We start from the raw sequence: 24,731 nt of genomic DNA on the forward strand, positions 1-24,731 counted from the left end.
TGTTGTGAATTTGCGCCCAAAATTACAATATTTTCTAATATTATTACTATCTTTGCCCTAAAAAATATTTCGCTAATGCACTTTTTATCAGAAGATTTAGAAAATTATGCCAATGAACATACTGATAATGAGCCTATTTTATTGCAAGAGCTCAGTAAACGTACACACCTTACTGTACTTCAACCGCGAATGATTAGTGGGCATTTACAAGGGCGTTTTCTCAGTTTGTTATCTAAGTTAGTACAGCCTAATGTTATTTTGGAAATAGGTACTTATACAGGCTATGCCACTCTTTGCTTGGCAGAAGGATTACCAGCTAATGGGGTATTACATACTATTGATATCAAAGAAGAACTTATCGACTTGCAACGTGAATTTTTTGATCGTAGTGGCTATGGAAGTCAAATAGTACAACATCTCGGTAAAGCTGCCGATATTATTCCTACTCTCAACACTACTTTCGACCTTGTTTTTATTGATGCTGATAAGCAAAACTACAGTCTTTATTTTGATTTGGTTATCGAAAAAATGAACCGAGGAGGCATCATTCTTTCGGATAATGTGTTGTGGAGTGGTAAGGTCGTAGAAGAAGTAAAACACAACGATAAGCATACTCAAGCACTAATGATATATAATCAGAAGTTAAAAGATGATTCACGGGTAGAGACAGTGTTATTGCCTATTCGTGACGGCATTACAGTATCAAGAGTAAAATAAGAGAAATTTGTATATTTCGATAAAAGTATGTATCTTTGTCGCTTGAAACACTTTAGATAACTAAACGAAATGACTAATATAGAATCTTTCAAAGAAACCATTACCAACAGCTATACTTTTAAAGGCGATGCTATCACTTTAGGTGGAGCAGTATATGAAGGGCAACCTATTGAAAATGCTTTAGTAAAACTACCTTTAAAAACTTTAAACCGCCACGGGCTTATTGCAGGAGCTACAGGTACAGGAAAAACTAAAACATTACAAGTAATTGCTGAAAATCTTTCTAAAAAAGGCGTTCCAGTACTTTTAATGGACCTGAAAGGTGATCTCAGTGGAATTGCAGCATCGGGTGAAGTAAAACCTTTTATTTTAGAACGATTAGGTAAAATAGGATTAGACTTTCAACCACAAGCATTTCCTACTGAATTACTCACCATTTCAAACCAGAAAGGAGTGCGTATGCGTGCTACCATTTCAGAATTTGGAGCTGTATTGCTCTCGCGCATTTTGGATCTAAGTGATATACAAGAGGGCGTTCTTGCGGTTGTTTTTAAATATTGTGATGATCACGCATTACCTCTTCTAGATCTTAAAGATCTTAAAAAAATTCTTCAATATGCTACTGAAGAGGGTAAAACGAGTTTTGAAAAAGAATATGGTTCTATCTCTAAAACCTCTACTAGTGCAATCCTACGTAAATTAGTAGAGTTAGAACATCAAGGTGCAGAGCTCTTCTTTGGAGAACGTAGTTTTGAGCCCCAAGATTTGTTGCGTACAAATAGCCAAGGTGAAGGCTATGTGAATATCATTAGACTTACTGATATACAAGATCGTCCTAAGATGTTCTCTACCTTTATGTTGAGTCTGTTGGCTGAAATATACACTACTTTCCCAGAAGTAGGTGATATGGAGAAACCAAAATTGGTTATCTTTATAGATGAAGCACATCTTATCTTCAACGAAGCCTCAAAAACTCTCCTAAACCAATTAGAAAATATTGTAAAACTCATACGTTCTAAGGGCGTAGGATTGATATTTTGTACTCAAAATCCAACAGATATACCTGATGCAGTGCTCTCACAGTTAGGTATGAAAGTGCAACACTCACTTCGTGCATTCACAGCTAAAGATCGTAAAGCTATTAAGCTAATCGCTGAAAATTATCCTTCATCAGAATTTTACGACACTACAGAAACTCTTACAACACTTGGTACGGGAGAGGCTTTAGTGACGGCATTAAACGAAAAAGGAATCCCTACACCTTTGGTAGCCACAATGATGCGTGCTCCTATGAGTAGAATGGATATACTTACCGATACCGAAATAGAAAACCTTGTAAATAACTCTGAATTAGTACGTAAATACAACGAAGTTATCGATCGTGAAAGTGCTTATGAGTTACTCAATAAAAAAATTGAAGAAGTTAATGAGGAAGAACAAAAGCAAAAAGCAGCGAAAGAAGAGGCTGATAGGGCAGAAAAAGTAGAAAAAACATCATCTAACAACAATGCTAAAGCTCCAGCAAAACGCTCAGGACAAAATCCATTAATAAAAATGGTAACTAGTGCTACTTTTATACGAGGTGTATTAGGAATATTGAATAAAATTATTAAGAAATAATGAAAAAGTTTATCATCACCACTATAGCCTTGGTCGGGCTTATCGCTTGTAACAACAACAAAAATAATTTTCTGATTACCAATAACAGCATAGGGGTACTTCAAAAAAATACACCTATACAAAAATTAGATTCTATTTTTGCTAAAGATTCAATTGTAAATTCTAATGTGGAAGGAGAGTTGCGTTATGCGAGTTCTGAGCGCATTACAATCTTTAGTAAAGAAGGAAAAGAACTTCTTGAAATCACTCCTACTACCAATGAAAAAGGCGTAGAAGTGATAGAGAGTGTATTAGTACTCTCTCCTTTGTATATTACCGAAAAAGGTATATCGTTAGAGAGTACTTTTAAAGATGTGAAGGATAAATATTCTGATTTAGAAATACAACCCTCTATCAGTAGTGTGCTTGTTACTCCTAAAGGTCAAAATTTCTATTTTACATTCGATAAAACTGCAATCAAAACTGCTTTCAGTCTTACTGATAATATCTCTAAGGATGATATAGAAGAGGGCGCTAAAATTAAACATATCACTATCAACTTTTAAAGTTATATATTATATAAAAAAAATGAATAATTTTAAACTAAACAGCATAGAAGAAGCTGTAGAGGATATAAAAAAAGGAAAAGTAATCATTGTAGTAGATGATGAAAACCGTGAAAATGAAGGAGACTTTATAGCAGCCGCTGAGAAAGTAACTCCAGAAATGATTAACTTTATGATTACTCACGGTCGCGGATTAGTATGTGCACCACTTACTGAAAAAAGATGTGCAGAATTAGACCTACCGATGATGGTGCAGAACAATACTGTACTACACGAAACTCAGTTCACTGTATCAGTAGATTTAAAAGGAAATGGCTGTACTACAGGTATTTCGGCTTTCGATAGGGCTAAAACTATCCAAGCACTAGTAAATCCTGAAACTAAACCATTTGATTTAGGACGCCCTGGACATATATTTCCACTCCGTGCTAAACAAGGAGGTGTGTTACGCCGTTCAGGACACACTGAAGCTGCTATAGACCTCACACGTATAGCAGGACTTTATCCTGCAGGTATTTTAGTAGAAATACTAAATGAAGATGGTACGATGGCTCGCTTGCCTCAATTGGTAGAAGTAGCTAAAAATTTTGACCTTAAAATCATATCTATAGAAGACCTCATTGCCTATCGTATGCGTAAGGATACTTTAGTGGTAAAAAAAGAAGACTTCTTATTACAAACTCCTTATGGAGAATTTCGCTTACGTGCTTATGAGCAAACTACTAACAAACAAATCCATTTGGCATTTACAAAAGGTACTTGGAAAAACGATGAAGCTGTTCTCACTCGTGTACACGCTTCGTTTATTAGCAATGACATTTTAGAAGTCTTAGCTGGTGATAAAGATAATCCATTAGAACGTATCTTTAAAAAAATAAACGAGGAAGGCAAAGGTGCTGTAATTGTAATCAATAAAGAAGGGTATTCTCAGAACCTATTACAACATATTGCTCAAATGAAAGAAAATCAAAAAGGAAATCCTCTACCTCAAATAGATAAAGACACTAAAGATATAGGTATGGGAGCTCAAATACTCAATGATTTAGGTATTCGCAAATTGCGATTGCTTAGCAATTCTAAAAATGCTTCAAATTATGTAGGTATGTCAGGCTACGGACTTGAAATCACGGAAGAAATTCCTTATTAAAAACAAATTGATGAAAAAAATACTATTCTTTTTTGGATTATTCAGTTGTGTTTTTGCTCATTCACAAGAGCTTAATGCTATAGTAACAGTAAATACACAGCAAGTGAATTTGAGCAATCGTTCAGTATTCAAAACTTTAGAAAAGTCATTGCAAGAGTTTATCAATCAAACGCGATGGACAGATATAAAGGTGCGTGAAAACGAGCGATTGCGTTGTAGTTTTACATTGGTGATTACTAAGTTTGAAAATACACGTTATGAGGCTACTCTTTTGGTACAATCGTCACGACCTGTGTATAATAGTGCTTATCAATCACCTATTTTTAACTTGCAAGATAAAGAAGTATCTTTTGAATATCAAGAATTTGCACCACTTTCATTTAATGAAAGTACTTTTGAGTCTAATCTTACTTCAGTAGTTGCTTACTATGCTTATTTGTTATTAGGCTTTGATGCTGATACTTTTTCAGAAAAAGGAGGGTATCCTTATTTTATCAAAGCCAAACAGATTGCTAATTTAGGACAAAATAGTGGCTACGAAGGATGGATAGATAATGGTAGAAATAATCGTTTTTCACTTATAAACGAACTCATTTCTGAGAATTATGATGATTACCACAAAACTCTATATCAATATCACCGCTTAGGTTTAGACCAAATGAGTTCTAATGAAAAACAAGCTAAAGAAACAATCCAGAATGCTATCTTGTTATTAGATAGAATACCAAGTCTTCGCCTTAATTCTTATGCAATGACGCTCTTTTTCAATGCAAAAACTGATGAGATTACAGCTATTTTTGCAGGAGGGGCAATGGTAGATACTAAAAAACTAAAAGAAACCTTACAAAAATTAGCCCCAACTCAAAACACTAAATGGGGAGAAATTAAATAACGACTATGCTCACATCACTTTCTATAAAAAACTATGCTCTTATAGATGACTTGAAAGTAGATTTTCCTGAAGGTTTTATTATAATTACTGGTGAAACAGGTTCGGGAAAATCAATTATGCTTGATGCTCTCTCTCTTATTTTAGGAAAACGTGCCGATATGGCTTCCCTTCGTAATAAAGAAGAAAAATGTGTAATAGAAGCAGAATTTTCACTACAAAAATATAGTTTTCAATCGTTGTTTAACGAATTAGATCTTGATTACGATTCACAGACAATTATCCGTAGAGAGATACTCCCTTCAGGTAAATCAAGAGCTTTCATAAATGATGTCCCTGCTACTTTAGAAGTACTTTCTCGTTTAGGACAACTTTTAGTAGATATTCACTCTCAACATCAAACTTTAGCCTTGAGTGATACTTCTTTTCAGTTTGAAATTATTGATGCTATGGCTGATGATCAATCACTTCTTATAGCATATTCACAGCTTCATCAATTATTAAAGAAGGAACAGAAAAAATTACAAGAACTTATCGAATTTCAAAAAAATGCAACTAAGGAATATGATTATAATTTGCACCAACTAAAAGAATTTAAATCAGTCACATTAGAAGAAGGCATTCTAGAGGAATTAGAAGAGAGTTATCAAGAAGCTTCAAATATAGAAGATATAAAAGAAAGTGTAACAGAAAGTATACAGTTGCTCAATGATGAGGAAGTAGGGATACTCAATAACTTACGTGAACTCAAGCGTGCATTTTCTAATCTTACAGAATACAAGCAGCAATACAGAGAGCTCTATGAACGTATAGAATCTGCATTTTTAGAACTCGAAGATTTGAACAGTGAAATAGCCTATATAGACGAAAATATAGAAACTGATCCTGAGAGTTTAGAAGAAATATCGGCTCAACTCAACAAAATATACGCACTCCAAAAGAAACACAAAGTAACAACAATTGCTGAACTCATTAAAATTCAGAAGGAATTAGAAGAAGCAGTATCTAAAACTGAAAGTGTAGATATAGATCTCAATCAGCAACAAAAAGCAGTAGAAGCCCAAAGGGTTGCTACTCTAGAAAAAGCTACCGAGATTCACAAAGCACGTGAAAAGGTAATTCCTGCTTTAGATAAGAAACTCACACACTTTATGCACGAATTAGGTATGCCAAATGGTAAATTTGCTATAGAGCTCAAAACTACTGATAGTTTCTTTACTAATGGCAATGATGAGTTATCATTCCTTTTTTCAGCTAATAAAGGTGGAGATTTTGGTACTTTGAAAAAAGTAGCTTCAGGAGGAGAACTCTCACGTATAATGTTAGCAGTAAAAGCTATAATGGCAGAGCATACTGCCTTGCCTACTATAATGTTTGACGAAATAGATACAGGAGTGTCTGGAGAAATTTCTCAGAAAATGGGTGATATAATGAAAACAATGAGTAAAAACCGACAAGTATTTGCAATTACTCACTTACCGCAAATAGCTGCTAAAGGGAATTATCATTTTAAAGTATTTAAAGAAGATAAGAATGGTAAGACTACCACACATTTGAAATTACTCACTGAAGAAGAACGTATTACTGAACTATCAGAAATGTTAGAAGGTAAAAATAGTGGAGTTTCAGCACGAAACCACGCAATAGAACTATTAAAAAAGGGATGATTTAATCATCCCTTTTTTATTGACTAATCTGATTGTAGAATTTATCAAAAATAATTTTAAACCATTCAGTATATTGATGAGGATGTTTTGTAATATCAGCTTTGATGTTTTTGGGAGATTCCCAACGCCAACTAGATACTTCATCAGGGTTAATAATAGGTGAATCATTGTAATAACCTATAAGGATATGGTCGAGTTCGTGTTCAGTAAGCCCATTGTCAAAAGGGACTTTATAAATAAAACTTAACACTTCACTAAGCTCTGTAACAAATCCCATTTCTTCTTGTAATCGGCGTTTACCAGCTTCAATAGTAGTCTCTCCTTCACGTGGATGACTGCAACAAGTGTTTGTCCACAAATTAGGTGAATGGTACTTATTAGCAGCTCTTTGTTGCAGCATAATCTCCCCTTTATCGTTAAGTATAAATACAGAGAAAGCCCTATGTAATAGCGCTTTTTGATGTACTTCAAGCTTTTCCATCAAGCCTATAGGGTTGTCTTGTTCGTCTACTAATATTACTTTTTCTTCCATCGCAAAGGTTTATTTTACTTCTACCCTATCACCTTTATCAATTCCCCATTTATCAGCTAAACCTCCATTAATTTCAAGTACATACATCGCAGGTTTTTCTGAAGGTAAAGAGGTTTCATCGTATGGGCGAGCGTTTTTAGCAATACTTACTACCTTCTTATCTTTGTCTAAATAGATGATATCCAAAGAAATTTCAGTATTTCTCATATAAAAGGAGCGTGGTGCTTCTTCAGAGAATATAAACCACATTCCTTGATGTTCATCCATTGAAGAACGATACATCAATCCTAAGGAACGTTCCATTTCATTTTTTGCAAACTCTACATCAATGGTTTGGATAAGGGAATCGTTTTTAAAAATAGAAAGCTCTCCGTCTTTAGTAAACTGAATGTCATCAGGGGTAATCTCTACGATTTGTTCAGTTTTATTACTGCCAAAAAAACGAGGTAAAATGAGAGCGATTGCAGCTAAGGCTACTAATGCCAAAGCTACTGTTACAAAGTGTTTTCTAAAAAATTGCATTTTTGTTTTTGAATATAATTATACTTTTTGTGTTTTTCTAAATAATAAATAAAATCCTACTATGATAAATGGAATGCTCAGCCATTGACCTGTAGAAAATAAACCTAAAGAACTTTCAAATCCTCCTTGACTTTCTTTTACAAATTCTACCGCAAAACGAATGCTCCACAAAGCTATTAAGAAAAGACCGAAAATAAAGTAAGGTTTATTCTTCTTGTCAGTTTTCCAATACACGTACCACAATACCCAAAACAGACAGAAATAACCAAAGGCTTCGTATAATTGTGCAGGGTGTTGGTAAGGAATGGAGGCTAATATTTCGGAGAAACGTGGGTCGTGAGCAATGAGTTGGTAAGCCGATTGTGGGTCAGATTGTTGAGTGATTTCCATTGCTTGGCGTGGAAAGATAGCTCCTCCTTGTACAAATTTCACCCCTAAAGGAAAAGTGTCACTTACTTCTTTACCATTGATTTCAGAATTGAAAAAATTCCCAAAGCGTACAAACATTCCTCCAATAGTAATAGGAATTACTACACGGTCTAATATCCATGATAGACTGATATCTTTATATTTACGTACATATAGTATCATAGCAATAATAATCCCTACGGCAGCCCCGTGACTTGCTAAACCTGAAAATCCAGTAAGTTCCCAGCCTCCTCCTGCCTTTTCTTTGATAGGTAAAAAGATCTCTAGCAAATGGTCTTTGAAATAATCCCAATTGTAGAAGAAACAATCACCTAAACGTGCACCTACTAAGGTAGCAACTGCTGTATAGACAAATAAAGTATCAAGCTGTTGTACAGTTTTACCTTCATTGAGATATATTTTTTTAGTGAGATACCACCCCAAACTAAAAGCGACGATAAACATTAAGCTGTAATAACGAAGAGAAAATGAGCCTACAATAGGTAAGTTTATAGTAGTGAGAATCTCATTAGAATTCCATATAAAATTTAAAGCAATCATATAGTGATAGTTTTGAGGGCGTAAAAGTACAACTTTTTATTGAATGCACAAGCAATTTGTATGTATTCGTATTTTTTAGTACTTTTGTCGCCAGATATAATTAATGAAAAATGCGCATCATTTCAGGAAAAAATAAAGGTAAACAATTAATAGCACCAGCCAAACTCCCTGTTCGACCTACAACCGATTTTGCTAAGGAGGCTTTGTTCAATATTCTTAACAACTATTACTATTTTGATGAACTTTCGGTACTTGATCTTTTTGCAGGTACAGGAAATATCAGTTATGAATTTGCTAGCAGGGGGTGTCCTTCACTTATTGCAGTGGATAGTCATAGTGGTTGCGTGCAGTTTATTAGCAAAACAGCACGTGAGCTTGACTATCCTATCACAGTGCTCAAAGCTGATGTGTATGAATACCTCAAACGTACTGTACAGCGTTTTGATGTAATTTTTGCTGACCCTCCTTATGAACTTCCTATAGAAAAATTTACTGAGATTGCTGAGCTCGTTTTTGAAAGAGATTTTCTCAATGAAAATGGCACTCTCATTATAGAACATTCTTCTCGTACTGACCTCTCAAATTTACCTCACTTTGTAACCTCTAAAAAATATGGAGGTTGTGTGTTTAGTATGTTTGAATAATTTTTAATTTGTCAATTTAAATTGAAGTAAGTATTCTTTTGTTTCAGCTGAAATACGCAAACTTTCTCTCGCCTTTTGTATGGTTTTGTTTTGTACAAAAGGCGTAAGTGTTTTAGCTTCTATATAAGGGATTGTAGCCTTGTATTGTTTAGCTAAAGCTGTAGCGAAATACCACGCTATCATCATATTGATGTAATATTCTTCTGAACGTATGGCAGCTACCCAATCTAAATGAGTTGTTTTAAAATGCTCATCTAAGTAATTAGAGAGTAATACCCCAATAGCATAACGCACTGTATAAGTTTCGCTACTTTTGAGCCATTTTTGAACATAACTCAACACTTCTTCAGGGTATTTCAAGAAAATTTTAGGGGCAAAAGTATCGCAAGTAGCCCAATTGTCGATATATGGTAAAAATTGTGTAGTGTATTGTATTACCTTTTCAAAATCTTTCAATTGAGCTATGATAAAGGCGTGCAGATTATTTTCTTCGTAGTAATAATGAGGCAATTTTTCCAAGAAAGCCATAGCCTCCTTAGGTTGTTGTTTCAGTAATTCTTTAGCTAAAGAGCGCATTGCTGGGGTTCGTACTCCAATGATACATTCTTTATCAATGGTAGGGATAAGTTTAGCAGTAAAATCGCGGTAAGGAATATCAGCTAAAGCTAGAAGACGTTCTGTTATAAACATAATGATAAATAATTGGTGAGGCAAATGTACAAAATAAATGATAAATGATAGAAGTTCAGATAAAAAATCTTGCTTTTTATGGAAATAGTTTGTAACTTTGTCGCGTTTAATAAATTATATGTATATGACACAAATATTAAATCACGCCGATATTGAACACAAAATAAGACGCATTGCTTATCAAATTTATGAAACACATCTTAATGAAGAGGAAATCGTGTTAGCAGGTATCAATGGCAATGGATATGTATTTGCAGAGAAACTTGCAGTAGCATTGGCAGGTATTTCACCTTTAAAAGTAGTTTTATGCCAAATTATAATGGATAAAAAAAATCCATTGATAGGTACTACGATTTCTATTTCTGCTGAACAATATACTGATAAAGCAGTGATAGTGGTAGATGATGTGCTCAATTCAGGGCGTACACTTATCTATGGAGTGAAACACTTCTTAGAAGTACCTCTAAAACGACTTACAACAGCAGTGTTAGTGAATCGCAATCATAAAGATTATCCTATAAAAGCTGATTTTAAAGGCATTTCATTATCTACTTCCTTACAAGAACACATTTCAGTAACTTTTGAACCAAGTAATTATAGTGTAGATTTGTCGAATTAATTATTTAATTTGTTATGTACACAACACTCATCATTCTCTTTATATCAGCCTTGTTTTTTATGAGCGGTAAAGTCCGTTCCGATTTGGTAGCTATGTGCGCCTTAGTGCTTTTAGTACTTTTCGGTATTCTTACACCCGAACAAGCCTTGTCAGGTTTTTCGGATAAGGTAGTGGTGATGATGATAGGACTTTTTGTAGTAGGAGGTGCTATCTTCCAAACGGGATTAGCAAAGATGATGAGTAGTAAAATCTTGCGTTTAGCAGGTGATAGTGAGGTGAAGCTCCTTGTTCTGGTGATGCTTGTTACAGCTTTTATTGGAGCTTTTGTAAGCAATACAGGTACAGTAGCCTTGATGATGCCTATTATTGTGAGTATGGCAATGAGTGGTAATATCAATAGTAGTAGGTTGCTGATGCCTATGGCTTTTGCAAGTAGTATGGGCGGTATGATGACACTCATCGGTACACCTCCTAACTTAGTAATCGATGGAGAGTTAGTGAAAAATGGCTATGACAAACTCACCTTTTTCTCATTCACCCCTGTAGGATTAGTATGTTTATTAGTAGGGATGTTAGTATTGATACCTATTACTAAAATCTTTTTAACTAAAAAAGGAGAAGGAGGAAGTGACAAAGGCAAAGGAGGAAAATCGCTGAGTGATTTAGTAGGGGAATATCAATTATCTAAGAACTTATATCGCGTATTGGTAAACGAAAATACTTTATTCAAAGGTAAGACACTTAAAGAAATTAATCTTTCACAACATTATCATATTTCAGTATTAGAAATTAGGCGCAAACCTGCTTCTAATAATCCTTTTTTTAAAACAGGTAATCAGGAGATTGTAAATGCAGACACTGTAATTTATGAAGGAGATATTCTTTATTTACGAGGTGATTTTGAGTCAATTAAACAAATGAATGTTGAAAATCACTTGAACTTCCTTGATACACACCATCCTGAACAACGTTTGCCTAATGAATTACACTTTCACGATATAGGAATAGCTGAAGTGTTGATAATGCCCGCTTCTAAATTAGTAAATACTCGTATTAGTGATAGCAAACTGCGTGAGCACTATGGGCTTAATATCTTAGGTATTCAACGTAAGGATACCTATATTTTACAGAACTTGAAAGACGAAAAGATGCACGCAGGTGATATATTATTAGTACAAGGAACTTGGGATCATATAGCCAAGTTAGATGCCGAAAGAAGTCAGTTAGTAGTATTAGGTCAACCTCTTGCCGAAGCATCGAAAGTAACCCTCACTCATAAAGCTCCTATAGCAGCCTTGATAATGGTAGCAATGGTAGTAGCGATGATGTTCGATTTTATTCCTATAGCTCCTGTAACAGCTGTACTCATAGCCTCTCTTCTAATGGTTATTTCAGGTGCTTTACGCAATATAGAAGCAGCTTACAAAACGATTAATTGGGAGAGTATTGTGCTTATTGCAGGTATGTTGCCAATGGCATTAGCCTTAGAAAAAACAGGAGTATCTGCTTTAGTTTCTAATGCATTAGTAGGAAGTTTAGGCGATAAAAGTCCATATATACTATTAGCAGGGGTATATTTCACCACTTCATTAATGACAATGTTTATTAGTAATACAGCTACAGCGGTACTTTTAGCACCTATTGCTATGAAAACAGCTTTATCGTTAGGTTTACAACCTCAAGCATTTATGTTCGCAGTAGCTGTAGGAGCGAGTATGTGTTTTGCTTCACCATTTTCTACTCCTCCCAATGCTTTAGTAATGTCAGCAGGACGTTATACATTTTCCGATTATGTAAAAGTAGGCTTACCATTACAAATTATTATGGGGATTGTAATGGTGTTTGTTTTACCGTTATTATTTCCATTTTGATAAAAAGTTGTATCTTTGCCGAAAATTATTAAAAATAAAGAATGAAAAAAAGAATTTCAGATTTTTTGTTAGACGTTTCTAAATACGTATTTGCAGGCTTGTTAATAGCTCCATTATTTAACTCTTCTTTTATGTGTAATGAAGCTTGCTGGTGTGCTTTTATAGTAGCTATATTAGCTCTTATAGTAGGACTTTCCCTCTCTAAACAGAAAAAAGTATTAGGAAATAAAAATAACAATAACCGCAATAAAAATTATCGCAAAAATAATAACAATAGGAATAATAACACTGCTGCCAACAAAGCATAACAATTTCTCCTTCAAAAACTATGAAAGTCTATTTTGATAATGCGGCTACTACTCCCCTTTATCCTGAGGTTGTAGAAAAAATAACAGAAGTATTGAATCATACTTATGGTAATCCATCATCTACTCACGCCTTGGGGCGTGGTGCAAAATCACTTATTGAATACAGTCGCAAGCAAATAGCAAAAGAACTAAATGCTTTACCCTCTGAAATTATTTTTACTTCAGGGGGTACTGAAGCTGATAATTTTATTCTCCACAGTTGCGTACGTGATTTAGGCGTACAAGTAGTTATTTCTTCACTTATAGAACATCACGCTGTACTACATACATTGGAAGTATTAGCTAAGGAATATCCTATACAAATAGTTTATGTGAATCTCACGGAAAGAGGAGATATAGATCTTCAACATTTAAAGAACTTACTTGAGCAATATACTGAAAAAAAGGTATTAGTAAGTTTGATGCATCTAAATAATGAGATAGGAAACATTTTGCCTTTGAAGGAAGTAGCTACACTTTGCAAAGAAAAAGGAGCGTATTTTCACTCTGACACAGTACAATCTGTAGGACATTATTCTATTAACTTACAAGAGATTCCTGTAGATTTTATCACAGCTTCAGCTCATAAGTTTCACGGACCTAAAGGAGTAGGATTTGCTTTTATTAGAAAAGGTATAGTTTTACATAGCATCATTACTGGAGGAGAACAAGAAAAAGGTTTGCGTGCAGGTACAGAAGCTGTACATAACATAGCGGGTATGGAAGTAGCTTTTAACTTGTGCTATAAAAATTTAAACAAGAATACTGAAAAACTCAAAAACTTGAAACAATATTTTATACATCAACTCAAACATCATTTTCCTGAGATAGTATTCAATGGAACATCAGAGAGTTTAGAGGAAGGTAGTTATGCTATAGTGAACGTAGGCTTTCCTGCATTACAACAGCAAGATAACACTTTGCTTTTTCAGTTAGATCTAAAAGGTATTGCCTGCTCAAAAGGAAGTGCTTGCCAAAGCGGTAGCGTACAAGTTTCACATGTATTATCGGCTTTTATGCCAAAAGAAGCACTACAATATCCTTCGTTGCGCTTCTCATTTTCAGCTTTTAATACAATAGAAGAAGTAGATTTTCTCATAGAAAGTCTTAAAGAAATCTCCCTTAATAAATACTGATAATAAACTACTTATGTTTATTATAGAGAATAAAGCTGAAAATATTTTCAAAAAAAAGTAGGTATTTCAAAATATTGTTGTAATTTAGTAGCGTTTTTAAACAATATTTGTATTTAAATCTTAGATATGTCAGAGGAAAAAAACACATTAGCCATAGAGGACAATCGTTTAGAAGAAGCTTCATTTGTAAATTATGAAGCAATGTCTCTTAGTGAATTGACTAAAGAGTTGAAAGAACTGCTCCTTACCGAGAAAACTCAAGCTATCAAAAAACAAGTGGATGCTATCCGCTATGAATTTGATAAAAAGTACGATGCGCTGGTAGAAGAGAAAAGAGAAGAGTTCATTGCCGATGGAGGTGAACCTCATAACTTTTCTTATGAAATTCCTATCTATAAGGAGTTCTACACAGCTTTCAATAACTATCGTGAAAAGCGTAATCAGTACTACAAGGAAATGGAAAAAACTCATAAGGAAAATCTTGCTAAGCGTCGAGAAATTATAGAAGAGCTAAAGAACCTTATCAATACAGAGGAACACATAGGCACAACTTTTAAACAATTCCAGCAATTGCAAGAACGCTGGCGCAAAGCAGGTGCTGTTTCTAATGCCGATTATGAAGACTTGTGGAATACCTACCACCACCACGTAGAAAATTTCTATGACTATATCCACCTAAGTAAAGATTTACGTGATATTGACTTCAAACGCAATTTGGAAGAAAAATTAAAAATCATTCAACGAGCCGAAGCTCTCGCTCAAGATGATGTAGATGCGCTACTTGCCTCACGTGAATTGCAAGTGTTACATCGTATTTGGAAGGAAGAAATAGGTCCTGTAGATAAAGAATACCGTGAGAGTATATGGCAACGTTTTAGCGAACTGACAAAAAAAATACACGACAAACGTCAATATTACCTCAAAAATTTAGATAAAATATATGAGGAAAATGCTGTGAAAAAACAAAGCATTATCGATCGTATTAAAAAAATAGGAGAAAAAGAACCTACTACACATAATGCTTGGAAGCAGCTTTCTAAACAAGTAGAAGAATTGAGACAAAACTTCTTAAACGTAGGAAAAGTTCCTTTGCAACAAGCTGATGAAGTGTGGAAAAACTTCAATGTAGCTTTGCGAAGCTTCAACAAAAAGAAAAACCAGTTCTACAAAATTCTTAAAAAAGAACAACAAGAAAATTTGACCAAAAAACTAGCCTTAGTAGAAATAGCTAAAGCAAACCAAAATAGCACCGACTGGGAAACTACTACTGAATTGATGAAAAATATTCAGAAAGAGTGGAAAGAAATAGGAAGTGTACCTCTTAGAAACACCGAAAAAATTTGGAAAGAGTTCAAAAAGGCTTGTGATACTTATTTTGCTCATTTTGCAGAAGCAATCCAACATTCTAAGAATAAGGAAAATAATGCTCTTGAACAAAAGAAAACCTTCTTAGACAAACTAAAAGAATACCAATTAAGCACTGATAGAGATAAGGAAATAGAAACCTTACAGAATTTTGTGAATGAATGGAATGCTTTAGGAGCTACTCATCATTCTAAGAGAACTATTGACATCAAATTCCACAAAATAATTGATGCATTGTACAAAAAACTCAATTTTGATAAACAAGAAATTGAGATTATTAAATACAACAATAAATTAGAACAACTTATCAATGATGATAATGAGAATTCTCTCAATAATGAGGTAATTTTTGTAAAACGTCGTATTGAGGAACTCAAGTCGGAAGTATTGCGATTAGAAAATAACTTAACTTTCTTTGGTAATGTTGATGAGAAGAATCCATTAGTGCGTGATGTGATTAAAAACATCAATAATCAAAAAGAGGCCCTTAAAACTTGGGAAAATAAACTTCGAGAGCTAAAACATTTGCAAAAAGCACAATTAGTTGAAACAGCTGAGGAAAATACAGAAGAAGAAAAGGAATAGTTTTAAATGTGAAATTAGTATTTGCTACCCATAATCAGCATAAATTAAAAGAAATACAAGCTCTTTTACCTCCAAACATTCAATTGTTGAGTTTGGATGATATTGGCTGTGATGAAGATATTCCCGAAACAGCTACTACCATTGAGGGCAATGCCTTACTAAAAGTACAATACATCCAAAAACACTATCATTGTAATGTTTTTGCTGATGATACAGGTTTAGAAGTTCAAGCATTAAATAATGCTCCAGGGGTATATTCAGCACGTTATGCAGGTGAACACAAAAGCGATGCAGATAATATGCAATTGCTTTTGAGAAATATGGAGGGAATCTCTCACCGAGAAGCTCAATTTAAAACTGTTATAGCCTTGTGCTTAGAAGGTGTTGTATATACTTTTGAAGGTATTGCAAAAGGAAATATAGGTACAACTCCCATAGGAACTAATGGTTTTGGGTATGACCCTATATTTATTCCTGAAAACTCTGATAAAACTTTTGCTGAACTCACTCAAGACGAAAAAAATCGTATCAGTCACCGTGGAAAAGCTTTTGAAAAGTTGTTAGATTTCTTAAATCAAAAAATTCAGTAAGGAAAAGATGAGTTTACTAGAAGTTAAAAATATCAAACGCGATTTTAGATTAGGTTCTGAAATACTACACGTACTAAAAGGTATCAATCTTTCCATAGAAAAAGGAGAGTATGTTGCTCTAATGGGACCATCAGGATCAGGCAAATCTACCTTAATGAATATCTTAGGCTGCTTAGATACTCCCACTTCTGGTGAATATATCTTAAACGGAAAAGATGTGAGCAAGATGAGTGATTCAGAGTTAGCTGATATACGTAATAAAGAAATAGGTTTCGTATTTCAAACTTTTAATTTGATGCCACGTACTACAGCTTTAGATAATGTGGCTCTCCCAATGGTATACGCTGGTGTTAAGAAAGAAAAACGACACGAGCGTGCTAAAGAGGTATTGAAATTAGTAGGCTTAGATAATCGTATGCTTCACAAACCTAATGAGTTATCAGGAGGACAACGCCAAAGAGTGGCTGTCGCACGTGCTTTGGTAAATCACCCTTCTATTATTTTAGCAGATGAACCTACAGGAAATCTCGACTCTAAAACTTCTTATGAAATAATGAACCTTTTTGACGAAATTTACCAAAAAGGAAATACCGTTATCTTGGTTACTCACGAGGAAGATATAGCACAGTATGCCAAGCGTATTATCCGATTAAAAGACGGACTTATAGAAACCGATAGTGCTAAGTAAAATGAATATCGGAATTGTTATCCCTGCTTATAATGAGGCAGAAAGCATTGGTACTACTCTACATTCTCTGCTCAATCAAACTTATCTTCCTTCTCAAATTATAGTAGTAGATGATGGTTCTACTGATAGCACTGTTGAGGTAGTAAATCACATTGCTTCTAAGTATCCTATAGTACAATTGATACAACGTGGTGAAAAAGGAGAACACTTACCTGGAGCTAAAGTTGTACAAACTTTCAACTATGGACTTTCTTATCTAAAAGAAGATATAGAAGTGATTTGTAAATTTGATGCAGACCTTATTTTTCCTGATAATTATCTTGAAATACTAAATCTACAATATAGCAAAAATCCTCAATTAGGAATGTTTGGGGGCTTTTGTTATATTGAGAAAAATGGCTTGTGGGTACTTGAAAATCTCACAAATAAAGACCATTTGAGAGGTGCTGTAAAATCATATCGGAAAGCGTGTTTTGAAGCCATAGGAGGATTAAAAATGGCAATGGGGTGGGATACAGCTGATGAGTTATTAGCACGCTATCACGGATGGATAGTACAAACTGATGAAACTCTTCACGTAAAACATCTTCGTCCTACAGGAGCAGGTTATAAAAGCAATGCCCGTTATTTACAAGGAAGCGTATTTTATCGTATGCGATATGGTGTACTTCTTACATTACTTGCTGCAATAAAATTAGCTGTAAAGAAACGTAGTGGCAAACTCTTCTTAGATTATTGCAAAGGTTTTTACAAAGCAAAACAAGAAAAACAACCTTACTTACTCTCTGCAGAAGAAGGTAAATGGGTAAGGCAATATCGTTGGAAAGGAATTTTTAGCAAATTTTATAACAGATAAATGGAACAAACAAAAGGAAATATATACTTAATCCCCAATTTGTTGGGAGATAGCGCTCTTGATGTATTACCAGCACAAGTGAGCAATATACTGCGTTCACTTACTTATTTTATAGTAGAAAATGAAAAATCAGCAAGAAAGTTTATCAAATTGATGATACCAGATAAAAAACAAGCTGATTTACAAATAGCTGTAATTGATAAACACCAGCGTAATAGTGATTTTAGTAACTTTCTCGATCCTTGTATGGAAGGAAATTCTATAGGTATTATCTCGGAAGCTGGTTGTCCTGGTATTGCTGATCCTGGTGCTGATATAGTGCGTATAGCTCATCAAAAAGGATTAAAAGTTATCCCCTTAGTAGGTCCTTCTTCACTTTTATTAGCAATGATGGCAAGCGGGCTCAATGGGCAAAATTTTGCTTTCAATGGTTATTTACCTATTGATAAACAAGAACGTAAGAAAATACTGAAAGCCCTAGAACGCAAAGCAAGTGAAGGACAGTCTCAACTATTTATAGAAACTCCTTATCGTAACCAACAAATGTTTAGTGACCTTATGGATAACTTACAAGCTGATACTCTTTTATGTATAGCTTGTGATATTACACTTTCTACTGAAGAAATAAAAACACTCCCAATACATCTTTGGAGAAAGGTAAAAATTGATATACAAAAACGACCTACAATCTTTATAATAGGGGCTTAGAAAGGTAAATACACTATTTTCTTAGTCTCGAAGAAAGGTTCATCGTAATAACTACTGATATCAGTCAGTACTGCCTTAGGAAAAGGTGCTAACTCCTCAGTAAGTTCGCCACCTTTTAAATAAAGAATACCATTAGGGAGAACGTTTTTAGAAGTCTTCTTGAACTTTCCTTTTACCCAAGGCACAAAGTCCTTCATTTGAGTAACAGCACGACTTACTACAAAGTCGTAAGTATCTTTTAGTTCTTCGGCTCTTATTTGCATAGCCGTTACATTGGTGAGCTTTAAAGCTTTTACTACTTCTTGTACTACTTTTATTTTTTTTCCAATAGAATCGACTAATGTAAACTGGCAGTTAGGAAACATTATAGCTAAAGGTATACCAGGAAAGCCTCCACCAGTACCGACATCTAATAGTACTGTGCCATCAACGAACTGAATGCGCTTAGCAATAGCCAAACTATGCAACACGTGTCGCTCGTAGAAATCGTCTATATCTTTGCGTGAGATGACGTTTATTTGAGCATTCCACTTTTCATACAATGGTTTGAGCTGTGTGAATTGTTGTTGTTGTTGCTCACTAAGTGAGGGAAAGTATTTGAGTATGATTTCCATAGTTGCTAAAAATATATTACTTTTGTACCCGTTTTTATATTTAACAATGAATTTACGAGCTTTATTATTGATTTTTTTATGGGGTAGTTGCCTTTTGAGTTATGCTCAAGAGCGAGATACACTTATATTCAACCTTATTCGCAAGAAATATGGCTTAGAGCATATACACCTACCAAAATGCTCATACTTACACAAGGAAAAAAGGCTTATTCGCCTAACTACCCATTTAGTTTAGGAATTGGAATAGGTTTGCGCAAGATATTAGGGCTTAACATACTTTATGCACAGAACTTATTCCGACTAAAAAATAAAACTAACCTAAAAACTCGCAGTATAGATATACAAGCACATAAATATGGTAAACGTATACTTATAGATGCTTATTATCAGGATTATACAGGATTTTATATCGATAGAGGCAAAGGAAATTACACCCTCTTCCCTACTCTTTCTACTCAGCAAATAGGCGTAGAAAGTACTTATGTATGGCGAGCTGACAAGTTTTCAGCACGAGCTGCCTTTGAGCAAAGCGAGCGCCAAGTGAAATCAGCGGGTAGTTTACTTTTTGGCAGTGGTTTCTATTGGCATCGCATAGAACCTGATGCTAAAACAGAGAATGTGAGTAGCGAGGCTTTTGAGAATTTTCAAATAGGTTTTCACGTGGGTTATGGCTATTCGTGGGTAGCTGGCAAACATTGGTTACTTACAGGGGCGTTTATTGGTGGACTGAATTTTGGTAACCAAATGGACATACTGCAACAGCTGAATATTAAGGTTTATCCTACTTCTGTAACGCGCTTTTCGTTTGTATATCTGAAAGATGATTGGACAGTATCGCTATCGGGAATCTTTAATAACAAGTCTGTTTATCCTACAGATAATAAACCTATTCGCTTGATTACTCCCAGTGTACAACTATCGTTTACTAAGCATTTTTACCTCAAAAGAAAAAACTTCCTCACTCGATTACCTTCCCTAAAAGTACGACCAACCCCTCAACGGAACGGGTAAAGATAAGATATTCATTACCACCTTCCACGATATGGTATTTCTTTTTAATTTCTGCTACTGATAACGGATAGTTTTTAGAGAGAATACAATATTTACTACCTTTCTTCAAGTCTTTAGGATTGATAGGAGTTACCTGTAAAATACGTCCAGCAAAGGGCTTTTTTAGCTGCTCTGAGGTGTATAGATGAGTATTTACGTCCAACTTCTCTACCTCAAAATGCTGCGTTATATAATTAAAAGCTCCTGATTTCAGCAAAACATTATTAGGAATATATAAGTACTTTTTAGGTTTGCTATACACCACTTGAGGAGTATGTAATGCTGCTTCTGTAAATTGTAAAGTAGGATCTTCAGTCTCCAAATTTACACAATGTATTTGTACTTGTGTTTCTATTTCTGTTTTAGCTTCTTGTACTACTAACACCTCCTTTACTTCATTGCGCAAGGCAATCAAATGAATATGTGTTATTTTTGGAAGTGTATGCAATAAATAACTAATATCTATCATAGGTGATAATTTGGTAAGCACTTTATCTGCCTTTTGCAATAGTACAGACTGTAACTCTAAGATATTAGGAGAAAGGTCTTCTAAAAGAAATTTCTTTTGTTTGAGAGTATCTCTACGGGCAGGATCAAGATAAATAAGGTTATAATGTACTGTTGTAGCTTTTAAAAAATCTTCTGCGGTTCCATTTATAAAGGTTGCCTTATGCTCTAATACCTGCCAATTATGTTCTACTTTGCTGAGAAGCTCCTCATTTTGCTCTACTAAAGTAACTTCTTTAAACTTTTCAGAAAGAAAGAAAGCATCAATACCGAACCCACAAGTAAGATCTAAAAAACGTTCTCCTTGTAAGTTTTGTGCCTTATACTGAGCGGTTGCCTCAGAGGAGGTTTGTTCTAAATTGAGTGTTGGCGGAAACAAAACGTTCTCTTTAACAAGCAAGAAAGGTAACTTTTTAGTTGCTGTACGTCTGCCTTCAATTTGTTGAGCTAACTCTTTGTTAGTTAAACCATCAAACATAGGTTTTTTCAGGAGCAAATCGGTAGTTGCCCCTTTATATTCCTTGATAAAGTGTTGTACGTTCTTTTCTAACAAATTCATAGCGTGCAAAGATAGTGTATTTTTATGAAAATCAAAGCCATTTTTTTCGTTTGAAGTAGAAAATCATTGCTACTGAAATACCTATCATCACCAACCATACTAATGGATATGCCCACCATAACTCTAATTCTGGCATATATTTGAAATTCATACCATATACCCCTACAATAAAAGTGAGTGGAATAAAAATAGTAGAAATAAGAGTGAGTAAGCGCATAATATTGTTCATCTTGTTACTCATTGCCCCCATATAGGTATCTGTAAGTCCCCAGAGGATATCGCGATAAGTACTTAGAGTCTCTACAATTTGTATTGTGTGGTCGTGAAGGTCACGGAAGTAGTGTTTAGTATCGGTGTCAATAAGATGATGAGGGTTTTTTTCAATCTTGTTTACTACCTCACGTGAAGGCATTATCGATTTTTGTAAAAAGATAGCGCTCTTTTTCAGTAACTGAATTTCGGAAATCATATCTTCACGCGGGTGTGTGATGATTTCATCCTCAATAGTTTCAATCTTATCACTCACTTTATCCAGAATCACAAAATAATTGTCTACAATAGCATCTAAGAGTCCAAATAACAAATAATCAGCTGGGCGTTTACGCAGACTACTATCAGTATTTTGGAGTCGTTTACGTACGGGTTCAAATACGTCTTCTCCTTCACTTTCTTGAAAAGTGATAAGATAGTTTTTACCTAATACCAAGGCTAAGTGCTCTGAAATGAGTTGTTCGTCTTTACCATAATAAAGCATTTTGATGATTACCAAAATATGCTCATCAAGTATTTCCACTTTGGGGCGATGTTCGGTATCTAAGATATCTTCTAAAAGTAAGTTGTTTAACTGTACATAATTTCCTAATTTCTTTACTTCCTCAATATTATTCAATCCATTTACATTGAGCCAAGTTATGCAGCTGTCTGTTATAAAGTTCAAAGCCTCTTCTGCTGATACTACTTTCTTCATTGAATAAGAGGAATCATTATAACTAATGACTTCTATATTAAGAGGCTTTTCTTTGTTACCAAAATACACCAAACTACCTGCAGGTAAACCTACCTTTTTAGAGCGATTAGCCTTGCGTTTCTTCTTAGTAATAGGGGGGATATTTTTGCTCATATATACATTTTTTGTTAATATATTGGTTATGAATGTTTTATTGAAATATTTTGAAGTTTAAATATATACTTCTCAATCAATTCGAAACTGCTAATAATTGTAACGAAATCTTGTTATATTTGTTAAAATCCTTTTTTAACATACTGATTATAAGTGTATTTATACATTTGTGTACACAGTAAATTGATATTCTATAGAACAATATATTAAATAAAAGATTTATATTTTTATTATAAATTACTTATAATCAGTATTTTTTTTACTTTTAAAATACTAAAATTTGTATTCTTTTTTGATAATGTGCTAAGAAAAAAAATGATTAAAATTTTCTATTCTTTTATCTTAGCGAGGTAATTACTAATCTTAATTTCGTTTTAAAAATTAGTGTCTTTTGAATATAATAAATGCTCTATGTGGTTCTTCACTTGCAAAATATTGCTTCTCCTCTACCCTATTTTCACAGCTACCAAGTAGTAAAAACAGAAGAATACTTATAAAAAATGGTTTCATTTTTAATTTTTTAATGTATAATTAATAGACTTTGCCAAAGTTTAGATTTAGAAGAGGTTACTGATTAATAGGATATATTTTAGGATGCTTAATTGCTTCTATCAGTGAGGTGGCTCTCTGGGCTATTGTCTTATCTTCGGAAGTAGTGAAACGCTGAAGCAAAGGGATATTTGCTTCTAAAAATTCCATAATAGCCACGTGGTAATAGTGTCGGTCTAAGGATTTGACAAGTTTTAAAAACTCTTCATCCATAGTGCCATCATAAGTATCATTGAATAGTTTTTCTTTGTAGGCTTCATATTTGTCAACTTTCCCTTTAGTAGCTTTAAAATCTTTAGTTTGTGGAGACTGAGAGCTATAGTTTGCTGCCTCAAAAAGTGTGAGCATATCACGTAATAGTATAGCTTTGTCCGCTTTATTCTCTTCTAACAAAGCGAGATAAAATCTCATTCCCCAAGGAGAGAGCTTTATCAGCCACGCTTGTGATTCAAAACTATAGATAAGGTTTTGATAGTCTTTTTCAGTGGCTGCTCCATCAAGTATTTTTACTATACTTTGCTTTACTATATTGGCATTGGTTTCATAGGGGGTACCAAATCTTCGCCACGGGAAATTTTTAATTAGCTGTTGTAAATCCATTTGTTATTATAGTTTTAAGAGAGTACCTTCCCAAACGCCTCAGAGAATTTGGTAGGGGTAAATTCAATAATTTGATAGGCAGCTATTCGATGCTCGTGAAAAGGATCTTGAGCAATGATGTCCAGTATTTCTTCCTTACTGCCCCCCTTACACAAAATTACCCCACCCTTGCGAGGCACCTGTGCTCCTGAAGCAACAAAATGCCCTGAAGTATAATGCTTATCTAAGTAAGCGCGATGGGCTTCTAAGTGTTTTTCAACCTCTGAAAGGTCTTTTTGATACGTTAAAATAATGATATACATATTATTAGATATTAGTTTTTATTCTTTACTCGTTAGTGTTTTAAGGTGTTGTATTGGCTACTTGTAATACCTTTCCATTAAATACCTCTCCTCCATTCAAAGCAAAATCGGCGATGTAGCGCGCCATTTGCTGTGGGGTGATATTAGCTTTATAATCAGGGAAGGCTTCGGTGAGCATCTCAGTCTGTACGGCTCCTAAGGCTAAGGTATTGAAAACGATACCACGCTCTTTGTACTCTTCGGCTAAAAGCTCCGATAGGGTAATAAGAGCACCTTTGGAGGAGCTATATGCTGCTAAACCACCGAACTTCAAGCTCCCTTGTATACCTCCCATACTACTAATACTCACCACGTGTGCACCTTTCTCCATAAAAGGCAGTAGTTGTTGTGTGAGGTGTGCTGCCCCAAATACATTCACCTTATACACTTCCAAAAAGTCTTCTTCAGTAAGCTCTTCAAAAGGTTTATTGATGAGTCTCCCTGCATTGTGAATAAGAATATCTACCTTTTGCCATTGTCCTTTCACAAAATCACCTACTGCTTTCCTATCAGAAGCTAACGTAATATCAAAAGGAATACAATGTACATTAGGTAGATTAAGTGACTCTATAGTAGCAGTATGCCGCGAAAGAGCTAAAATATTATGCCCTTCCGCAGCCAACTGTTGTACCAGCTCATAGCCTATGCCTCTGCTAGTACCTGTAATGATAATGTTTTTCATTT

General features: G+C 34.5%; 27 protein-coding genes. 17 read left to right on the forward strand and 10 right to left on the reverse strand.

Annotated elements, in window-relative coordinates; all coding sequences use genetic code 11:
* Positions 1–75: 75 nt before the first annotated feature.
* The 6 genes from Q0162_RS05855 (at position 76) to recN (ending at position 6,585) form a co-directional block, all read left to right on the forward strand.
* Positions 76–717 carry an O-methyltransferase gene (locus tag Q0162_RS05855; protein WP_297890320.1) on the forward strand — a complete coding sequence of 214 codons (642 nt, stop codon included), beginning with the start codon at positions 76–78 and terminating at the stop codon, positions 715–717.
* 69 nt (positions 718–786) lie between these two features.
* Complete coding sequence (locus Q0162_RS05860) at positions 787–2,337, forward strand: helicase HerA-like domain-containing protein (RefSeq protein ID WP_297890322.1); 1,551 nt, start codon at positions 787–789, stop codon at positions 2,335–2,337.
* Complete coding sequence (locus Q0162_RS05865) at positions 2,337–2,882, forward strand: hypothetical protein (RefSeq protein ID WP_297890324.1); 546 nt, start codon at positions 2,337–2,339, stop codon at positions 2,880–2,882. The genes Q0162_RS05860 and Q0162_RS05865 overlap by 1 nt, the downstream gene beginning before the upstream one ends.
* A 22-nt stretch (positions 2,883–2,904) precedes the next feature.
* Entirely contained in the window at positions 2,905–4,029 is a 1,125-nt protein-coding gene (gene ribB, locus Q0162_RS05870; protein WP_297890326.1) for a 3,4-dihydroxy-2-butanone-4-phosphate synthase, read from the forward strand.
* A 10-nt stretch (positions 4,030–4,039) separates the two neighbouring features.
* A complete protein-coding gene (locus Q0162_RS05875; protein WP_297890328.1) occupies positions 4,040–4,921 on the forward strand; it encodes a DUF4835 family protein in 882 nt (293 codons plus the stop codon).
* Between the two features lie 5 nt (positions 4,922–4,926).
* Positions 4,927–6,585 carry a DNA repair protein RecN gene (gene recN / locus Q0162_RS05880; RefSeq protein ID WP_297890330.1) on the forward strand — a complete coding sequence of 553 codons (1,659 nt, stop codon included), beginning with the start codon at positions 4,927–4,929 and terminating at the stop codon, positions 6,583–6,585.
* A 16-nt stretch (positions 6,586–6,601) separates the two neighbouring features.
* On the opposite strand, the gene idi is transcribed toward recN, so the two are convergent.
* From idi to lgt, 3 genes are read right to left on the reverse strand one after another with little or no spacing between them, the layout of a single operon-like run.
* A complete protein-coding gene (gene idi, locus Q0162_RS05885) occupies positions 6,602–7,117 on the reverse strand; it encodes an isopentenyl-diphosphate Delta-isomerase (RefSeq protein WP_297890332.1) in 516 nt (171 codons plus the stop codon).
* A 9-nt stretch (positions 7,118–7,126) separates the two neighbouring features.
* Positions 7,127–7,639: a DUF192 domain-containing protein gene (locus Q0162_RS05890; RefSeq protein ID WP_088594283.1), complete on the reverse strand. Its 513-nt coding sequence runs from the start codon at positions 7,637–7,639 to the stop codon at positions 7,127–7,129.
* 18 nt (positions 7,640–7,657) lie between these two features.
* The gene (lgt, locus tag Q0162_RS05895) at positions 7,658–8,608 is read right to left on the reverse strand and encodes a prolipoprotein diacylglyceryl transferase (RefSeq protein ID WP_297890337.1); all 951 of its coding nucleotides are present in this window, start codon (positions 8,606–8,608) and stop codon (positions 7,658–7,660) included.
* Positions 8,609–8,718: 110 nt separating this feature from the next.
* On the opposite strand from lgt, the gene Q0162_RS05900 reads away from it, so the two are divergent.
* Positions 8,719–9,252, forward strand: coding sequence for an RsmD family RNA methyltransferase (locus tag Q0162_RS05900; RefSeq protein ID WP_297890339.1), 534 nt, complete (start codon positions 8,719–8,721; stop codon positions 9,250–9,252).
* Between the two features lie 3 nt (positions 9,253–9,255).
* Here Q0162_RS05900 and Q0162_RS05905 read toward each other — a convergent pair whose 3' ends face one another.
* Positions 9,256–9,942, reverse strand: coding sequence for a DNA alkylation repair protein (locus Q0162_RS05905; protein ID WP_297890341.1), 687 nt, complete (start codon positions 9,940–9,942; stop codon positions 9,256–9,258).
* Positions 9,943–10,066: 124 nt separating this feature from the next.
* On the opposite strand from Q0162_RS05905, the gene Q0162_RS05910 reads away from it, so the two are divergent.
* The 9 genes from Q0162_RS05910 to Q0162_RS05950 all read left to right on the forward strand — a co-directional run bounded on the left by Q0162_RS05910 (position 10,067) and on the right by Q0162_RS05950 (position 18,707).
* A complete protein-coding gene (locus Q0162_RS05910) occupies positions 10,067–10,561 on the forward strand; it encodes a phosphoribosyltransferase family protein (RefSeq protein ID WP_297890343.1) in 495 nt (164 codons plus the stop codon).
* A 14-nt stretch (positions 10,562–10,575) separates the two neighbouring features.
* On the forward strand, positions 10,576–12,432 hold the full coding sequence (locus Q0162_RS05915; RefSeq protein WP_297890345.1) for an SLC13 family permease: 1,857 nt from the start codon (positions 10,576–10,578) through the stop codon (positions 12,430–12,432).
* 41 nt (positions 12,433–12,473) lie between these two features.
* Positions 12,474–12,740 (forward strand): DUF6722 family protein, encoded by a 267-nt coding sequence (locus tag Q0162_RS05920; protein ID WP_297890347.1) that lies wholly within the window; start codon positions 12,474–12,476, stop codon positions 12,738–12,740.
* 20 nt (positions 12,741–12,760) lie between these two features.
* Positions 12,761–13,915: a cysteine desulfurase family protein gene (locus tag Q0162_RS05925; protein WP_297890349.1), complete on the forward strand. Its 1,155-nt coding sequence runs from the start codon at positions 12,761–12,763 to the stop codon at positions 13,913–13,915.
* Between the two features lie 126 nt (positions 13,916–14,041).
* Positions 14,042–15,865, forward strand: coding sequence for a DUF349 domain-containing protein (locus tag Q0162_RS05930; RefSeq protein WP_297890356.1), 1,824 nt, complete (start codon positions 14,042–14,044; stop codon positions 15,863–15,865).
* A gap of 8 nt (positions 15,866–15,873) precedes the next feature.
* Positions 15,874–16,455, forward strand: coding sequence for a non-canonical purine NTP diphosphatase (locus Q0162_RS05935; protein WP_297890358.1), 582 nt, complete (start codon positions 15,874–15,876; stop codon positions 16,453–16,455).
* A gap of 7 nt (positions 16,456–16,462) precedes the next feature.
* Complete coding sequence (locus Q0162_RS05940; protein ID WP_297890360.1) at positions 16,463–17,143, forward strand: ABC transporter ATP-binding protein; 681 nt, start codon at positions 16,463–16,465, stop codon at positions 17,141–17,143.
* Position 17,144: 1 nt separating this feature from the next.
* Entirely contained in the window at positions 17,145–17,999 is an 855-nt protein-coding gene (locus Q0162_RS05945) for a glycosyltransferase family 2 protein (protein WP_297890362.1), read from the forward strand.
* Positions 18,000–18,707, forward strand: a complete 708-nt coding sequence (locus Q0162_RS05950; RefSeq protein WP_297890364.1) for an SAM-dependent methyltransferase — start codon at positions 18,000–18,002, stop codon at positions 18,705–18,707.
* Here the strand turns inward: Q0162_RS05950 and rsmG are convergent.
* Positions 18,704–19,321 carry a 16S rRNA (guanine(527)-N(7))-methyltransferase RsmG gene (gene rsmG, locus Q0162_RS05955; RefSeq protein ID WP_096088967.1) on the reverse strand — a complete coding sequence of 206 codons (618 nt, stop codon included), beginning with the start codon at positions 19,319–19,321 and terminating at the stop codon, positions 18,704–18,706. The two genes, Q0162_RS05950 and rsmG, sit on opposite strands and share 4 nt — an antisense overlap.
* 177 nt (positions 19,322–19,498) lie before the next feature.
* Here rsmG and Q0162_RS05960 point away from each other — a divergent pair, with 177 nt between their 5' ends.
* The gene (locus Q0162_RS05960; protein WP_297890367.1) at positions 19,499–20,332 is read left to right on the forward strand and encodes a DUF4421 family protein; all 834 of its coding nucleotides are present in this window, start codon (positions 19,499–19,501) and stop codon (positions 20,330–20,332) included.
* On the opposite strand, the gene Q0162_RS05965 is transcribed toward Q0162_RS05960, so the two are convergent.
* The 5 genes from Q0162_RS05965 to Q0162_RS05985 all read right to left on the reverse strand — a co-directional run bounded on the left by Q0162_RS05965 (position 20,280) and on the right by Q0162_RS05985 (position 24,729).
* Positions 20,280–21,437, reverse strand: coding sequence for a class I SAM-dependent methyltransferase (locus tag Q0162_RS05965; RefSeq protein WP_297890368.1), 1,158 nt, complete (start codon positions 21,435–21,437; stop codon positions 20,280–20,282). The genes Q0162_RS05960 and Q0162_RS05965 overlap by 53 nt on opposite strands.
* Positions 21,438–21,468: 31 nt before the next feature.
* Positions 21,469–22,557, reverse strand: coding sequence for a magnesium/cobalt transporter CorA (gene corA / locus Q0162_RS05970; RefSeq protein WP_297890370.1), 1,089 nt, complete (start codon positions 22,555–22,557; stop codon positions 21,469–21,471).
* Positions 22,558–23,124: 567 nt separating this feature from the next.
* Positions 23,125–23,706: a hypothetical protein gene (locus Q0162_RS05975; RefSeq protein ID WP_297890372.1), complete on the reverse strand. Its 582-nt coding sequence runs from the start codon at positions 23,704–23,706 to the stop codon at positions 23,125–23,127.
* Between the two features lie 14 nt (positions 23,707–23,720).
* Positions 23,721–24,008 carry a YciI family protein gene (locus Q0162_RS05980; protein WP_297890373.1) on the reverse strand — a complete coding sequence of 96 codons (288 nt, stop codon included), beginning with the start codon at positions 24,006–24,008 and terminating at the stop codon, positions 23,721–23,723.
* Between the two features lie 40 nt (positions 24,009–24,048).
* Positions 24,049–24,729: an SDR family oxidoreductase gene (locus Q0162_RS05985; RefSeq protein ID WP_297890375.1), complete on the reverse strand. Its 681-nt coding sequence runs from the start codon at positions 24,727–24,729 to the stop codon at positions 24,049–24,051.
* Between the last annotated feature and the right edge of the window lie 2 nt (positions 24,730–24,731).

Source organism: uncultured Capnocytophaga sp. (genome assembly GCF_937936315.1).
Taxonomy (GTDB): domain Bacteria; phylum Bacteroidota; class Bacteroidia; order Flavobacteriales; family Flavobacteriaceae; genus Capnocytophaga.

Bases quoted from the DNA above. Each gene is read 5' to 3' on its own strand.
- Q0162_RS05855 (WP_297890320.1), top strand. From the start codon at position 76: ATGCACTTTTTATCAGAAGATTTAGAAAATTATGCCAATGAACATACT.
- Q0162_RS05860 (WP_297890322.1), top strand. From the start codon at position 787: ATGACTAATATAGAATCTTTCAAAGAAACCATTACCAACAGCTATACT.
- Q0162_RS05865 (WP_297890324.1), top strand. From the start codon at position 2,337: ATGAAAAAGTTTATCATCACCACTATAGCCTTGGTCGGGCTTATCGCT.
- ribB (WP_297890326.1), top strand. From the start codon at position 2,905: ATGAATAATTTTAAACTAAACAGCATAGAAGAAGCTGTAGAGGATATA.
- Q0162_RS05875 (WP_297890328.1), top strand. From the start codon at position 4,040: ATGAAAAAAATACTATTCTTTTTTGGATTATTCAGTTGTGTTTTTGCT.
- recN (WP_297890330.1), top strand. From the start codon at position 4,927: ATGCTCACATCACTTTCTATAAAAAACTATGCTCTTATAGATGACTTG.
- idi (WP_297890332.1), bottom strand. From the start codon at position 7,117: ATGGAAGAAAAAGTAATATTAGTAGACGAACAAGACAACCCTATAGGC.
- Q0162_RS05890 (WP_088594283.1), bottom strand. From the start codon at position 7,639: ATGCAATTTTTTAGAAAACACTTTGTAACAGTAGCTTTGGCATTAGTA.
- lgt (WP_297890337.1), bottom strand. From the start codon at position 8,608: ATGATTGCTTTAAATTTTATATGGAATTCTAATGAGATTCTCACTACT.
- Q0162_RS05900 (WP_297890339.1), top strand. From the start codon at position 8,719: ATGCGCATCATTTCAGGAAAAAATAAAGGTAAACAATTAATAGCACCA.
- Q0162_RS05905 (WP_297890341.1), bottom strand. From the start codon at position 9,942: ATGTTTATAACAGAACGTCTTCTAGCTTTAGCTGATATTCCTTACCGC.
- Q0162_RS05910 (WP_297890343.1), top strand. From the start codon at position 10,067: ATGACACAAATATTAAATCACGCCGATATTGAACACAAAATAAGACGC.
- Q0162_RS05915 (WP_297890345.1), top strand. From the start codon at position 10,576: ATGTACACAACACTCATCATTCTCTTTATATCAGCCTTGTTTTTTATG.
- Q0162_RS05920 (WP_297890347.1), top strand. From the start codon at position 12,474: ATGAAAAAAAGAATTTCAGATTTTTTGTTAGACGTTTCTAAATACGTA.
- Q0162_RS05925 (WP_297890349.1), top strand. From the start codon at position 12,761: ATGAAAGTCTATTTTGATAATGCGGCTACTACTCCCCTTTATCCTGAG.
- Q0162_RS05930 (WP_297890356.1), top strand. From the start codon at position 14,042: ATGTCAGAGGAAAAAAACACATTAGCCATAGAGGACAATCGTTTAGAA.
- Q0162_RS05940 (WP_297890360.1), top strand. From the start codon at position 16,463: ATGAGTTTACTAGAAGTTAAAAATATCAAACGCGATTTTAGATTAGGT.
- Q0162_RS05945 (WP_297890362.1), top strand. From the start codon at position 17,145: ATGAATATCGGAATTGTTATCCCTGCTTATAATGAGGCAGAAAGCATT.
- Q0162_RS05950 (WP_297890364.1), top strand. From the start codon at position 18,000: ATGGAACAAACAAAAGGAAATATATACTTAATCCCCAATTTGTTGGGA.
- rsmG (WP_096088967.1), bottom strand. From the start codon at position 19,321: ATGGAAATCATACTCAAATACTTTCCCTCACTTAGTGAGCAACAACAA.
- Q0162_RS05960 (WP_297890367.1), top strand. From the start codon at position 19,499: ATGCTCATACTTACACAAGGAAAAAAGGCTTATTCGCCTAACTACCCA.
- Q0162_RS05965 (WP_297890368.1), bottom strand. From the start codon at position 21,437: ATGAATTTGTTAGAAAAGAACGTACAACACTTTATCAAGGAATATAAA.
- corA (WP_297890370.1), bottom strand. From the start codon at position 22,557: ATGAGCAAAAATATCCCCCCTATTACTAAGAAGAAACGCAAGGCTAAT.
- Q0162_RS05975 (WP_297890372.1), bottom strand. From the start codon at position 23,706: ATGGATTTACAACAGCTAATTAAAAATTTCCCGTGGCGAAGATTTGGT.
- Q0162_RS05980 (WP_297890373.1), bottom strand. From the start codon at position 24,008: ATGTATATCATTATTTTAACGTATCAAAAAGACCTTTCAGAGGTTGAA.
- Q0162_RS05985 (WP_297890375.1), bottom strand. From the start codon at position 24,729: ATGAAAAACATTATCATTACAGGTACTAGCAGAGGCATAGGCTATGAG.